Here is a 13,330-nt window from a genome sequence, read left to right as displayed (position 1 = left end):
CCCCTCCCCTTCAGGGGAGGGGTTGGGGTGGGGGCTCTCGGCCTGACGCAAGGTTTCGGCGATAAACCGCAACACGCCGTCCATGTTGGTCATCACATCGGGATTGGTGACATGGACGACGCGATAGCCAAACTCGGCCAATATTTCGTCGCGGACTCGGTCTTTTGCTTCTTCGTGCGTGTCGCCATCGACTTCGACGATAATCTTCGACACAGAACACACAAAGTCGGCAATATGCCAACCAACCACCTGCTGGCGGCGGAACTTATGGCCCTCAAGCTGGCCGTTCGACAAATGCCGCCACAACCGCTTTTCGGGCTCGGTCGGGTTGTTTCGCATTCGGCGCGCGCGGCTTTGCAACTCTTCGAGGCTTGAGGCCGATAGCCCCCACCCCCGGCCCCTCCCCTGAAGGGGAGAGGTGGACAGGCGCTTCGCCTGATCGGTGGGCGTCAGGTTGGTCACCCGACCGATCCCTCCAGCGAAATCCCCAGCAGCTTCTGCGCCTCGACCGCAAATTCCATCGGCAGTTGCTGCAGCACTTCCTTCGCGAAACCATTCACGATCAGCGCCACCGCTTCTTCCTGCCCCAGCCCGCGCTGCATCGCGTAGAACAGCTGGTCGTCGCTGATCTTGCTCGTCGTCGCTTCATGCTCGACGGTCGCGGTCGGATTGCGGACTTCGATATAGGGCACGGTATGCGCGCCGCTGAGCGACCCCAGCAGCAAAGAATCGCACTGGGTGAAGTTGCGCACGCCCTCGGCATTCGGCGCCACCCGCACGATCCCGCGATAGGTGTTGTTCGACTTGCCCGCGCTGATCCCCTTTGACACGATGGTCGAGCGGGTGCGCTTGCCGTTGTGGATCATCTTGGTGCCGGTGTCGGCTTGCTGGTAATTGTTGGTGACCGCGACCGAGTAGAATTCGCCGACGCTGTCGTCGCCGTTGAGCACGCAGCTCGGATATTTCCACGTGATCGCAGAGCCCGTTTCGACCTGCGTCCACGACACCTTGCTGCGCTTGCCCTGGCAGAGCGCGCGCTTGGTCACGAAATTATAGATGCCGCCCAGCCCCTCGGCATTGCCGGGATACCAGTTCTGGACCGTCGAATATTTGATCTCGGCGTCGTCGAGCGTGACGAGCTCGACCACCGCCGCATGGAGCTGGTTCTCGTCGCGCATCGGCGCGGTGCAGCCTTCGAGGTAGGAGACGTAGGCACCCTTGTCGGCGATGATCAGCGTCCGCTCGAACTGCCCCGTATTCTCGGCATTGATGCGGAAATAGGTCGACAGCTCCATCGGGCAGCGCACGCCCTCGGGCACATAAACGAACGTCCCGTCCGAAAAAACCGCGCAATTGAGCGTCGCGAAATAATTGTCGTGCATCGGCACGACCTTGCCGAGCCACTTTTTCACCAGCTCGGGATATTCGCGGATCGCTTCGGAGATCGACAGGAAGATCACGCCCGCGCGCTTCAGCTCCTCGCGGAAGGTCGTCGCGACGCTGACGCTGTCGAACACCGCGTCGACCGCGACCTTGCGCGCGCCCTCGACCCCCGCGAGAACCTTTTGCTCCTCGATCGGGATGCCGAGCTTCTTGTAAACCTCGAGGATTTCGGGATCGACCTCGTCGAGCGAGCCGAGCTTGGGCTTGGGCTTCGGCGCCGCGTAATAATAGGCGTCCTGATAATCGATCGGCGGCACGTTGAGCTTCGCCCAGTCGGGCGTCTCCATCGTCAACAAATGACGAAACGCCTTCAGCCGCCAGTCGAGCATCCATTCGGGCTCGTTCTTCTTGGCCGAAATGAAGCGGACCGTATCCTCGGTCAGCCCCTTGGGCGCGAAGTCGGTTTCGATGTCGGCCGACCAGCCATGCTCATAATCGGCGGCCTTCGCCGCGGCGTCGTGCGCGGCCTGGTCCTTGACGGGGAGTTCGGTGTTGTCGGTCATATTCTGATCTCGTCACCGGCCAATGCCGGAATCGGCGGAGGGGAGGGGTGTTTCGGAGCGACGCTCAAACTCGCCAGGCTGATCTCCGCCAGCGCCCCGCGCACCGCGCCGTTCACGACGCCCCAGTGCGGCTGCACCTTGCAGCTGCCCTCCAGCGAGCAATCGTGGCGCCCTTCGGCGACGCAGCTGGTCAGCGCGATCGGTCCTTCGACCGCTTCGATAATGTCGGCGACGCTGATCGCCGCCGCGGGCCGCGCGAGCCGCACCCCGCCGCCGCTGCCGCGCGAGGCGACGAGCAGCCCCGCGCGCGCGAGCTGGCTGACCAGCTTTTGCGCTGTCGGACCCGGAATTCCTGTCTGTTCCGCGAGCATCGCGGCGTGAATCGGCCCGGAACCATAATGGGACCCGCACTGGCGGGCGGCGGCGCTCATCAGCACCACGGCATAATCGGCAAGGTTCGACAGGCGCATTGTTCTTTTCCGTCGCAGTTGCGAACGATTCTTAACTGGAGTAAATCACTCCACTTATATAGGCGAGGCTTTCGTGCGGCGCAACCAACGGGCGCTATTTGGGCGCCAAGAAAAAAAAGGCACCCATCCGGCCAAAGCCAAATGAGTGCCAAGATGAAGGTCTCAAGTCCTCGTCAGAGGATGAGCTCTTCTGGGTCGCAACGGGGGATTATGCCCGGGCGACGATTCGTGATTGGATGAAAACGCCAAAACGACGCGGCCTGCGCTTTTGATGGTTAACTGCGCTCAGGTTTCCGAAACGAGCGGGCTGACCCGGCCGGCGAGCTGCTTGCGGCCCTTCGTCGTCGCCTCGGTATAGCTGGTCGGCTTGCCGAGCTGCCCGGGGGTGGCGCCGGCAAAGCGCTTGATCTCGCGGATCAGGTGCGACTGGTCGTAAAAGGCGTCGCCGAGCTGCGCGGCGTCGAGCCCTTCGCCGCGTGCCAGCGCCGACGCGGCGCGTACCGCGCGGTATTTGCGCGCGAGCATGCGCGGCGATAGCCCGTAATAGTGTTTGGTCATCCGCTCGACCGAGCGGATCGACATGCCCGTCGCCTCGACCAGTTCGGGAACCTGCGGCGAGGGCGATTCGGTGAGCCATCCATCGACGGTGCGGATGAACCACATCGGCGCGGTCTCGCCCCGCGTCAGCACCTCGCGTGCGAAATTATTGCCGATGACCAGCTTTTCCTCGACACTGACGGCGCTTTCCAGCGCGGTCGCGACCTCGTCGATCCAGGGACCGAACAGGTCGGCGGCGTTCATCGCGCGGTCGGTCAGCTTGTCGGCATCGTCGCCTATCAGCGCCGCCCAACCCGCGGGCAGCATGCCGAATCCGAACATCTGGGTGGGGCAATTGCTGATCGCGCGCACACGCCCGCTCGTCGGTCCGACGATATTTGCGCGGCAGACGGGCGCGCGGTGATCGTCGGCGAAGACATATTCGCCGTCGGCGGCGGTGACGAAGCGGAACTGCGGGCGGTCGGCGCGCTCATATTCGTCGAAACGCGGCATGTTGACGCGCGCGAAATAGAAACTCGACACCATCTCCGCCAGATCGGGATCGGGCGGGAAATAGTGCAGTTCGAACGGCGCGCTGCCGTCCACGCCGCCAGGCGAGGAAGAAACATCCGACATGAGACCCAGACCTTTGGCATCCGTGACCCGGCTGCCTTATTTTTCTGGATCAAATCATTTGCGTTTCATCCCCGCGCGTCAAGCGCCAATCGTCAATTTTCTTAACCCTTCTGCGCCGCGATCCAGACATCGACGCGGCGTTCGAGCACGTCGAGCGGCACCGGACCCGATTCGAGCACGACATCGTGGAAGGTGCGGAAATCGAACTTGTCGCCAAGCGCCGCTTGCGCCCGCCCGCGCAATTCCATGATCTTGAGCTTGCCGATCAGATAGGCGGTCGCCTGTCCCGGATAGACGATGTACCGCTCGATCGCCTTTTCGATATCGCCCTGCGGATTGGGCGTGTTGTCCTTGAGATATTGGATCGCCTGCTCGCGGGTCCAGCGTTTGTCGTGGATGCCGGTGTCGACGACGAGCCGGCACGCGCGCCACAGCTCCATGCCGAGGCGCCCGAAATCGCTGTAGGGATCGGTGTAGAAGCCCATGTCCTTGGCGAGCTCTTCGGTATAGAGGCCCCAGCCTTCGGTATAGGCGGTGAAGCCGCCGAAGCGGCGGAAGGGCGGCAGCCCGGTCAGTTCGGTCTGCACCGCGCGCTGCAAATGATGCCCCGGGACACCTTCATGATAGGCGAGCGCCTCGAGCTCGGTCTTCGACATATCGCGCAGGTCATAGAGATTCACATAGTAGGTGCCCGGCCGCGACCCGTCTGGTGAGGGCGACTGGTAAAAGGCTTTGCCCGCCGATTTCTCGCGGAACGCCTCGACCGCCTTCACCTGCAGATGCGCCTTAGGCAGCGTGTTGAAGAAAGCGGGCAGCCGCGCCTCCATCGCCTTCACCTTGGTGTCGACGTCGGCGAGATAGGCTTCGCGGGTCGTGTAATAATATTGCGGGCTGGTGCGCAGATGCGCGAAGAATTGCTGCAGCGTGCCCTTGAAGCCGACCTTCGCCATGATCGTCTTCATCTCGCCATGGATGCGCGCGACTTCGGCGAGGCCGAGGTCGTGGATCTCGGTCGCGGTCATGTCGGTCGTTGTGTAGTTGGCGAGCAGCGCCTCATAATAGGCTTTGCCGTCGGGCAGGCGCCACACGCCGTCCTGCGTCGGCGCGCTCGCCTGCTGGCGCTTCATTTCGGCGAGCAGGCGGCCATAGGCGGGGCCCGCGCTTTCGCTCCACGCCGCCTTCGCCGACGCGATCAGTCGTGCCTTTTCGGCATCGTCGATGGCAAGCTTGCCGACTTTGGCCGTGATGTCCTCGACCACCGCATTGTCGGGCTTCTGCAAATTGCCGATGTCGGAGATGAGGTAGGCATAGACCCATTTCGGCGGCTGGATGCCGTTCCTGGCGCGCTCGGCCGACTGCGCCGACAGCGCGTCGAGTGCGGGACCGAGGCCGCGGATGCGCGTCACATAGGCTTCGGCTTCGGCGGCGTCGGCGACGCGGTGGATGTTGATCAGGAAAGCGGGAAGCTGGCTCTGCGCACCGTTCATCTGGTCGAAGACATAGCCATGGTTGCGGTACGGAAACAGGCGCGAGGCGCGCGCCGCCTGCGCGTTGAACAGCTCGAACGACAGCGCATCGTCGGCAGACATCGTCTTGGGATCGAAGCTGCCGCGCATCGCTTCGGCGGTCGCCTGCTGCAGCTTCTGGCTCGCGACCGCGGCTTCGTCGCTGACATCGTTCCATTTGCCGTAATCGGCATCGCGAATACCGCGATACGCCTTGCCTTGGGGGCTGAGCGAGAGCTGCGCCGCGTCATAATTTTCGAAGAATTGCGCGAGGTTCGCGCCGGCGGGGGCGGCTTCGGGGGCGGGTGTCGTTGCCGCGGTGGCGGGCGCTTGCTGTACCGCGGCCGGGGCGCAGCCCGCGACGGCGAGCAGGGCGAGCCCGGTGGACAGGCGAGCGATAATTTTGAGATGCGACACAATTTTCTCCCGGTTTTTCCGATGCGCCCGGGGCTTGCCATAGCGTCATCGTGCGCGCAATGGCGGGCCATGTCGCTCTTCGCTTCGCTCACCGACGCCGCCTATGCGATCGTCCGCCCGGTCGTCCACGCCACCGATGGCGAGGCCGCGCATAACCTCACGCTCAGCGCGCTCCAGCCGCTGCCGCGCGCGCGCCATGCGCTGACCAGCCCGGCGCTCGCGACCGAGCTGGCTGGGCTCGAATTCCCGAACCCCGTCGGCCTCGCCCCCGGCTTCGACAAGGACGCGCGCGTCGCGCATGTGATGCCGCATTTCGGCTTCGGCTTCGTCGAGGTCGGCACGCTGACTCCGCTGCCGCAGGAGGGCAATCCGCGCCCGCGCCTGTTCCGCCTCGTCGAGGATCAGGCGGTGATCAACCGCATGGGCTTCAACAATGGCGGGCAGGAGAAGGCGGCGGAGCGTATTGCCTGTCTGCGCCGCTATGGCCTGCCGGTGCCGCTCGGCATCAACATCGGCGCGAACAAGGACAGCGCCGACCGCATCGCCGACTATGCGAAGGGCACCGCGGCGATGGCGCCGCTTGCCGATTATCTGACGGTCAATATCAGCTCGCCCAACACGCCCGGCCTCCGCGCCTTGCAGGACAAGGGCGCGCTCGAGGCGTTGCTCGACGGTGTTGCCGCGGCTCAACCCGCGGGCGCGGCGAAGCCGGTCTTCCTGAAAGTCGCGCCCGACCTCGAACCCGCCGACATCGACGACATCGTCGCAGTGGCGTTCGACAAGGGGCTCGCCGCCGTCATCGTGTCGAACACCACGATCTTGCGTCCCGCGCTTGCATCGCGCCACGCCGCCGAAGCCGGCGGCCTCTCGGGCGCCCCGCTCGCCGAACTGGCGCTGCAACGCATCAGGGATTTCCGTAGCGCGAGCGGAGGCAAGCTGCCGCTCGTCGCCGCGGGCGGGATCGCCTCGGCGCAGCAGGCATGGGAGCGTATCCGTGCGGGCGCCAGCCTGGTCCAGATCTATTCGGCGATGGTCTACGAAGGCCCCGGCCTCGCGGGCCGGATCGCGCATGGCCTCGAAAAGCTCGCCGCGCGCGACGGTTTCGCGCGCGTCGCCGACGCGGTGGGGACGGGGTAAGCCGTTCTCCCCTCCCGCAAGCGGGAGGGGCAGCGAGACTTGCGAGCCTGCTCGCTAGTCGCAGCGCGGGGTGGGCGGATGCGACGTTGCAGGCCCACCCCTAACCCCTCCCGCAAGCGGGAGGGGAACAAGGGTTGCGCTGCCTCCACCTCCGCGCCAATGTCGCGCCCATGTTGAAAAGATTCCTCCCGCTCGCCGTTTTCGTCACGCTCACCATTCCGTCGCTCGCAACAGCGCAGGGCGTCACCTCCTCCGCCGATCCGCGCGCGACCGAGGCAGGGCGCGAGATTTTGCATCAGGGCGGCACCGCCGCCGACGCCGCGGTTGCGATGGTTGCGGTGCTGACGCTCGTCGAGCCGCAGTCGAGCGGCATCGGCGGTGGCGGCTTCATGGTCCACCACAATGCCAGGGACGGCAGCATCTCGACGATCGACGGGCGCGAAATGGCGCCCGCCGCGGCAAAGCCCGAACGGTTCCTCGGTCTCGACGGCAAGGCGCGCGGCTATATGGACGTCATCCCCGGCGGGCTGTCGGTCGGTGTCCCCGGCAATGTGCGCCTGATGGAAATGGCGCACAAGAAATGGGGCAAGCTCGAATGGAAGGCGCTGTTCCAGCCCGCGATCAAGCTTGCCGAAGAAGGCTTCATCGTCACCCCTGCGCTGGGCAACTGGCTCGTCCAGTTCGAGCCGATGTGGAAGGAATTTCCAGCTCCGCAGGCGATCTATTATGTCGATGGCAAGCCGGCACCGGTTGGTACACGCATCAGGAATCCCGCTTATGCCAAGCTGCTGCGCGACATCGCGGCGCGCGGTCCCGAGGCTTTCTATTCGGGCGCCAATGCCAAGGCGATCAGCGACGCCGTTGCAAAGGCGCCGCGCCACCCGAGCCAGCTGACCGTCAAGGACATCGCCGCCTACAAGGCGAAGGAGCGTCCCGCGGTCTGCACCACCTATCGCGTTTACAAGGTCTGCGGCATGGGCCCGCCCTCGTCGGGCGCTACCACCGTCTTCGGCATCCTCGGCATGATCGAGGGCTGGGACATGAAGGCGATGGGCAAGGATAATCCGATGAGCTGGCATCTGCTCTCGGAAGCGATGCAGCTCTCTTACGCCGACCGCGCCGCCTATCTCGGCGACGGCGATTTCGTCGACGTGCCGGTGAAGGGTCTGCTCGACAAGACCTATCTCGCCGAGCGCCGCCAGCTGATTTCGCCTTATGGTGCGGCGGGCAAATATGAACCCGGCACGCCGCCCGGCGCCACGCCGCGCGCCGCCGCGCCGCCGGTTCAGGAGCAGGGGACGACGCATTTCGTCACCGTCGACAAGGACGGCAACCTCGTCTCGATGACCTCGACGATCGAGAGCATTTTCGGCAGCCAGCTTATGGCGAACGGCTATTTCCTCAACAACGAACTCACCGATTTCGACCTCGCGCCGACCGAGGGCCGTGTGCCGACCGCAAACCGTGTCGAAGCCGGCAAGCGTCCCTTGTCGTCGATGTCGCCGACGGTGGTCTACGGCCCCGACGGCAAGGTCGTGCTCGCGGTCGGATCGGCGGGCGGCAAACGTATCATCATGCATGTGACGAAGGTGCTCGTCGGCGTGCTCGACTGGGGTCTCGACGCCAAGGCGGCGATGGAACTTCCCAACCTCTTCTTTGGACAGGCGGGGGTGCTGATCGAGAATAACGAGGCGGGCAAGGCGATCGCCGCGAAGATGAAACCTTTCGGCTACAGCTTCACCGCGACGAGCCTGGGGTCGAAGCTCAACGCGGTCGAACGCACCGCCGAGGGTTGGCGCGGCGCGGCCGACCCGCGCGGACCCGGCAGCTCGTCGATCGACGGGGCGCCGGCGCAGAATTGATCAACGATAACGATAAGATAAAGGCAGCGAACACTCCCTGGAGAGAGGCAGAATGAAGCTCGTAAATCCCCATCTCGACCATTTTTCGAGTCTGGTCGCGATGTTCTTCGACCGTGCGGGGCGCGGCGGCGAAGACCCCTTCCTGTGGCGCAAGGCCGACCGCGCCTGGCAGCCGCTGAGCTGGCGGCAGGTCGCCAATCAGATCTCGGCGCTCGCGCATAGCCTGCGCGAACTGGGTATGAAGGAAGGCGACCGGGTGGTGCTGGTCAGCGAGAACCGGCCCGAATGGTGCATCGCCGACCTCGGCATCATGGCCGCGGGCTGCATCACCGTGCCGACCTATACGACCAACACCGAACGCGACCACCAGCATATCCTCGACAACAGCGGCGCGAAGGCGGTGATCGTCTCGACCGCCAAGCTCGCGCGCACGCTGATGCCCGCGGTCATGCGGTCCGAAGCGCATATCGTGATCAGCATGGAGAGCCTGCGCATCGGCCAGCAGGGCGAGGTTGCGGTCCATGACTGGGAACCGCTCGTGCAGGGCGGCGAGGCGTGGGTCGAGGAAACCAGGGCGCGCGGCGACGCGATGAAGCGCGAGGATACCGCGTGCCTGATCTACACCAGCGGCACCGGCGGCGCGCCGCGCGGCGTGATGCAGCACCATGGCGCGATCCTGCACAATGCCGCGGGGGCGGCCGAGGTGCTCGTCAATGATTTCGGTATCGGCGACGAGGAAGTGTTCCTGTCCTTCCTGCCGCTCAGCCACGCCTATGAACATTCGGGCGGGCAGTTCCTGCCGATCATGGTCGGCGCCCAAATCTATTACAGCGAAGGGCTCGAAAAGCTCGTCTCGAACATCGAGGAAACACGCCCGACGATCATGGTCGTTGTGCCGCGGCTGTTCGAGGTGATCCGCGCGCGGATGATCAAGTCGGTCGAAAAGCAGGGCAAGCTCGCCAACTGGATGCTGAACCAGGCGCTGCGCGTCGGCGAAAAGGATTATGAGCGCCGGATGGGGCTGCTCGACCGCCCCATCGACCTCATCCTTGACAAGCTATTCCGCCCCAAGGTCGGCAAGCGTTTCGGCGGCCGGATGAAGGCGCTGGTGTCGGGCGGCGCGCCGCTCAATCCCGAAATCGGCGTCTTCTTCCACTCGATCGGGCTGACGCTTTTGCAGGGCTATGGCCAGACCGAGGCGGGGCCGGTGATCAGCTGCAACCGCCCGAGCGCCGGGATCAAGATGGACACCGTCGGCCCGCCGCTGATGAACACCGAAGTGCGCATCGCCGACGACGGCGAAATCCTGGTACGCGGCGAACTGGTGATGAAGGGTTATTGGCGCAACAAGGCCGAGACCGAGCGCGTGCTGGTCCCAAATCCGGCGGAGCCGGACAAAGGCGCCTGGCTCCACACCGGCGACATCGGTCATATCGACGGGCAAGGCCGCATCGTCATAACCGACCGCAAGAAGGACCTGATCGTCAACGACAAGGGCGACAATGTCTCGCCGCAGCGCGTCGAGGGCATGCTGACGCTCCAGCCCGAGATTCTGCAGGCGATGGTCTATGGCGACAAGCGCCCGCACCTCGTCGGCATTCTTGTCCCCGATCCCGAATGGATGGCCGAATGGGCCGAGGCCGAAGGCTTGCCCAAGGATCTGGAGCGGCTGCGCGAACATGAGAAATTCCGCGCCGTGCTGCGCGCCGCAGTCGATCGCGTCAACGGCCAGCTTTCGGTGATCGAAAAGGTCCGCAAATTCGACTTTGCCGACGAACCCTTCACGATCGAGAATGAGCAGATGACGCCATCGATGAAGATCCGGCGCCACATATTGAAGCAGGTTTACGAGAACAGGATCGCGGCCTTGTACAAGGGATAGTTCTGATCCCGTTCGTGTCGAGCGAAGTCGAGACACCGGGAGGCCGTGCGCCAACGATGGGCATCTCGACTTCGGCCAAAGGCCGAAGTTCATCCTGAGCGTCTGCAAGACAGTCGAAGGGCTCGATGCGAACGGGAATAATGATACCAGCGCACGATGACATCGATTGGGATCGTCATTGCTTCGCTTCGCTCGCAATGACGAAGGTGGGTCAATCTGACGTCACCAGCATCTGGATTCATAATAGCAGGCGGGGGTGCGACCCGAAGAGCTCGGCGCAAACCGGACCCCGCCTACGACTGAACCCAAGGCTCAGCCTTTGTCCCCCGCCGGTTTGCGATAGGGGACGAATTCGCCAAAAACACACGTCGGGCCGCGGATTCCGCTCGACCGGTCGACCAGGTGGAAGAAATCGCCTTCGCAGGTCGACGACCCGAACTGGCGTACCACCATGATGTCGCTGTCCCGCGCAAGACCCGGGCAACTACTCTTCAAGTCATTCCTGTATACCAGATTACCGCCGGAACGATAGAGCAAGATGCTGTCCGACACGCGGATCGTATCATTACTTCGGTAATTGGGAAGGCAACGGACGGGTTCGCCCGGAACTTTGCCCGCGAGCTGCTTGTCGAGCCGTTCGGCCTGTTTGGGGGTAAGCGCCGCGGCGCCGGGCTCGCCCGAACCGGCCGGAGCGCAGCTTGCGACCAGCGGCGCGGCCGCGGTCAACAGCGCGGCGGCCATCAGGTTCAGCTTCGCCATGAATTTGCTCCTCGAGATCGGCCATTATGGCCCGGACAGATGAATGCGCGCTGAAGCGGCATCATGCCGCATCTTTGAGCGCGCGGATACGGCCGAGTTCGGCCGCGCTCGGCGCGCGCAAAAAGGGGTTGGTCGCGCGCTCTTCGCCGATGCTCGTCGGCACTGTCGCCTCGCCCGCCGCGCGCGCGGACTCGACCGCGGCAAGCCGCTCGGCCAGCGCCACATTGTCGGGCTCGACCGTCACCGCGAAGCGCGCGTTCGACAGCGTATATTCGTGCGCGCAGTAAACGCGCGTCGCATCGTCGAGCGTGCCGAGTTTCTGCATGTTCGCGAACATCTGTTCGGCGGTGCCTTCGAACAGGCGGCCGCAGCCCATCGCGAACATCGTGTCGCCGACGAAGATCGCGGCGTCGCTCGCGAAATGATAGGCGATATGGCCCGCGGTATGCGCGGGTACGTCCCAGACGTCGGCGACATGTCCGCCGAGCCGCACCTTGTCGCCGCCCTTCACCTGCACATCGAGCGTCGGGATACGCGCGAACTCCGCCGCTGGGCCGGTGATTTTACAGCCCCCCCATGCTTTGGCGGCGTCCTTGATTGCCGCGTTGCCGCCGGTGTGATCGGGGTGCCAGTGGGTGTTCCAGATGTCGGTGATTGTCCAGCCGCGCTCGGCTGCCGCCGCGAGCACGGGTTCGGCGACCGCGGGATCGACGACTATCGTCGCCGTGCTCTCGGGATCATGGACCAGCCAGACATAATTGTCGCTCAGAACGGGAATACGGACGATGTCTAGCGCAGCCATTTGATCTCCTTTCCAGCGTCTCGCCCCTTCAAGACGGAGCGGCGCCGCCGGGGCCTTGGTCTGCCTGTTCAGGTCAGAAGGGCGTCATAGCCCTGCTCGTTGAACTCGATCAGGCAGAATCCGTTGCCGAAGGGATCGGCGAACATCGCCTGTCTGCCATAGGGCAGGTCCAATGTCTCGCCTTCCTGCACCGCGCCCGCAGCAACGGCCTGCCGCACCGCGTCATCGAGGTTGGTGACGGAAAAGTCGGGATGCACCGGCGTCCAGTGCCGGTTGTAACGGCGAAAGTCGCCGCCGCCGGGGCCGATCGCCGACCCCGCGGGCTTGGCGATCAGATAGATGGGCGCCTCGCACCCGGTCAGCTCGACGATGTCGTCGTCGAACCGCCGTGCGGCGGTCAGTCCCAGCGCCCTTGTATAGAAACGCTCTCCAGCGGCGAGGTCGGGCACGTCGATGTTGATCAACAGGCCCGGCATCGCGCAGCTCCTACCAGGCGCCGGTGTTGGGCATCGACGCCCAGGGCTCGGCGGGGTCGAGAGTGCCTTCCTGCAGCAGCTCGACCGAAATGCCGTCGGGCGAGCGCACGAACGCCATATGGCCGTCGCGCGGCGGGCGGTTGATCGTCACCCCCGCGTCCATCAGCCGCTGGCACGTCGCGTAAATGTCATCGACCCTGTAAGCGAGATGCCCGAAATTGCGGCCGCCCGAATATGCCTCGGCGGCGCTGCCGTCGACGGGCGGCCAGTTATAGGTCAGCTCGACCTCGGCCACATCGCCCTGTCCGGGGGCGGCGAGAAATATAAGGGTGAAGCGGCCGCCCTCATTGTCGAAACGGCGCGTTTCCTCCAGCCCGATCAGCTTGAAGAAGTCGACGGTGGCGTCGGGATCCGACACTCGGATCATCGTGTGAAGATATTTGGTCATGGCGCTATATTAGGCGCGAAGGCCCCGATCTTCAAACGCTTCGAACAGGAATAGGAATTCGTCCGGCACCGGTGCAGGCGCGCCCTGCGCCTCGGCGACATGGACGTTGATCAGCTGCCCGCTGGCGCGCAGGTCGTCCTTGCCCGCGCCATGCAGCTCGAACAGGAAGGTCATCGAGCTTTTGCCGACGCGCGAGGCGCGCACGCAAATGTCGATTTCCTCGTCGAGCAGGATCGGCACCTTGTAATCGACCTCGGCGCGCGCGACGTGAAACTCGGGGCTGCTGTTGGCGGGCCACCGGTCATACACGCCTGCGGCGCGCCAATATTCGGTGATCCCGATGTCGAAATATTCGAGGTAGCGGCTGTTGAACACCACCGCCTGCGCATCGATCTCGGCATAGCGGACACGCTTCCTGACGCTGAATTTGAAATCGCCGCGAGCCATGATGTT

General features: G+C 64.3%; 13 protein-coding genes. 3 read left to right on the top strand and 10 right to left on the bottom strand.

The features are described 5' to 3' along the window. From ACREBX_RS08850 to ACREBX_RS08830, 5 genes are all read right to left on the bottom strand, one after another. The coding region (locus ACREBX_RS08850; protein WP_431561375.1) for an endonuclease domain-containing protein at positions 1–462 on the bottom strand (462 nt) is incomplete at its 3' end. Next, positions 459–1,946 (bottom strand): Fe-S cluster assembly protein SufB, encoded by a 1,488-nt coding sequence (gene sufB, locus ACREBX_RS08845; RefSeq protein ID WP_431561374.1) that lies wholly within the window; start codon positions 1,944–1,946, stop codon positions 459–461. The genes sufB and ACREBX_RS08850, both read right to left, overlap by 4 nt. Next, a complete protein-coding gene (locus ACREBX_RS08840) occupies positions 1,943–2,416 on the bottom strand; it encodes an SUF system Fe-S cluster assembly regulator (RefSeq protein ID WP_431561373.1) in 474 nt (157 codons plus the stop codon). The genes sufB and ACREBX_RS08840 overlap by 4 nt, the downstream gene beginning before the upstream one ends. Before the next feature lie 285 nt (positions 2,417–2,701). Beyond that, a complete protein-coding gene (locus ACREBX_RS08835; protein WP_431561372.1) occupies positions 2,702–3,589 on the bottom strand; it encodes a helix-turn-helix domain-containing protein in 888 nt (295 codons plus the stop codon). Positions 3,590–3,690: 101 nt separating this feature from the next. Then, positions 3,691–5,511 carry a DUF885 domain-containing protein gene (locus ACREBX_RS08830; protein WP_431561371.1) on the bottom strand — a complete coding sequence of 607 codons (1,821 nt, stop codon included), beginning with the start codon at positions 5,509–5,511 and terminating at the stop codon, positions 3,691–3,693. 69 nt (positions 5,512–5,580) lie between these two features. Between ACREBX_RS08830 and ACREBX_RS08825 the strand changes: the two genes are divergently transcribed. From ACREBX_RS08825 to ACREBX_RS08815, 3 genes are all read left to right on the top strand, one after another. Then, the gene (locus tag ACREBX_RS08825; protein WP_431561370.1) at positions 5,581–6,648 is read left to right on the top strand and encodes a quinone-dependent dihydroorotate dehydrogenase; all 1,068 of its coding nucleotides are present in this window, start codon (positions 5,581–5,583) and stop codon (positions 6,646–6,648) included. Positions 6,649–6,818: 170 nt separating this feature from the next. Then, complete coding sequence (gene ggt, locus ACREBX_RS08820; protein WP_431561369.1) at positions 6,819–8,510, top strand: gamma-glutamyltransferase; 1,692 nt, start codon at positions 6,819–6,821, stop codon at positions 8,508–8,510. Between the two features lie 52 nt (positions 8,511–8,562). Next, positions 8,563–10,392 (top strand): AMP-dependent synthetase/ligase, encoded by a 1,830-nt coding sequence (locus ACREBX_RS08815; protein ID WP_431561368.1) that lies wholly within the window; start codon positions 8,563–8,565, stop codon positions 10,390–10,392. Positions 10,393–10,704: 312 nt separating this feature from the next. Here the strand turns inward: ACREBX_RS08815 and ACREBX_RS08810 are convergent, their stop codons facing one another. The 5 genes from ACREBX_RS08810 to ACREBX_RS08790 form a co-directional block, all read right to left on the bottom strand. Further along, positions 10,705–11,151 carry a hypothetical protein gene (locus tag ACREBX_RS08810; protein ID WP_052187219.1) on the bottom strand — a complete coding sequence of 149 codons (447 nt, stop codon included), beginning with the start codon at positions 11,149–11,151 and terminating at the stop codon, positions 10,705–10,707. Between the two features lie 61 nt (positions 11,152–11,212). After that, positions 11,213–11,953 (bottom strand): hydroxyacylglutathione hydrolase, encoded by a 741-nt coding sequence (gloB, locus tag ACREBX_RS08805; protein WP_431561367.1) that lies wholly within the window; start codon positions 11,951–11,953, stop codon positions 11,213–11,215. Between the two features lie 68 nt (positions 11,954–12,021). Continuing rightward, complete coding sequence (locus ACREBX_RS08800; RefSeq protein WP_431561366.1) at positions 12,022–12,429, bottom strand: VOC family protein; 408 nt, start codon at positions 12,427–12,429, stop codon at positions 12,022–12,024. 10 nt (positions 12,430–12,439) lie between these two features. Further along, a complete protein-coding gene (locus ACREBX_RS08795) occupies positions 12,440–12,877 on the bottom strand; it encodes a VOC family protein (protein WP_431561365.1) in 438 nt (145 codons plus the stop codon). 9 nt (positions 12,878–12,886) lie between these two features. Beyond that, the gene (locus ACREBX_RS08790) at positions 12,887–13,324 is read right to left on the bottom strand and encodes an acyl-CoA thioesterase (RefSeq protein WP_431561364.1); all 438 of its coding nucleotides are present in this window, start codon (positions 13,322–13,324) and stop codon (positions 12,887–12,889) included. Between the last annotated feature and the right edge of the window lie 6 nt (positions 13,325–13,330).

Source organism: Sphingopyxis sp., assembly GCF_050725655.1.
Taxonomy (GTDB): Bacteria; Pseudomonadota; Alphaproteobacteria; order Sphingomonadales; family Sphingomonadaceae; genus Sphingopyxis.
This window is presented reverse-complemented; position numbering and strand designations above follow the sequence as displayed.

Coding starts and splice junctions, on each gene's coding strand:
- ggt (WP_431561369.1), top strand. CDS start 6,819: ATGTTGAAAAGATTCCTCCCGCTCGCCGTTTTCGTCACGCTCACCATT.
- ACREBX_RS08835 (WP_431561372.1), bottom strand. CDS start 3,589: ATGTCGGATGTTTCTTCCTCGCCTGGCGGCGTGGACGGCAGCGCGCCG.
- ACREBX_RS08810 (WP_052187219.1), bottom strand. CDS start 11,151: ATGGCGAAGCTGAACCTGATGGCCGCCGCGCTGTTGACCGCGGCCGCG.
- ACREBX_RS08800 (WP_431561366.1), bottom strand. CDS start 12,429: ATGCCGGGCCTGTTGATCAACATCGACGTGCCCGACCTCGCCGCTGGA.
- sufB (WP_431561374.1), bottom strand. CDS start 1,946: ATGACCGACAACACCGAACTCCCCGTCAAGGACCAGGCCGCGCACGAC.
- ACREBX_RS08840 (WP_431561373.1), bottom strand. CDS start 2,416: ATGCGCCTGTCGAACCTTGCCGATTATGCCGTGGTGCTGATGAGCGCC.
- ACREBX_RS08790 (WP_431561364.1), bottom strand. CDS start 13,324: ATGGCTCGCGGCGATTTCAAATTCAGCGTCAGGAAGCGTGTCCGCTAT.
- ACREBX_RS08825 (WP_431561370.1), top strand. CDS start 5,581: ATGTCGCTCTTCGCTTCGCTCACCGACGCCGCCTATGCGATCGTCCGC.
- gloB (WP_431561367.1), bottom strand. CDS start 11,953: ATGGCTGCGCTAGACATCGTCCGTATTCCCGTTCTGAGCGACAATTAT.
- ACREBX_RS08815 (WP_431561368.1), top strand. CDS start 8,563: ATGAAGCTCGTAAATCCCCATCTCGACCATTTTTCGAGTCTGGTCGCG.
- ACREBX_RS08795 (WP_431561365.1), bottom strand. CDS start 12,877: ATGACCAAATATCTTCACACGATGATCCGAGTGTCGGATCCCGACGCC.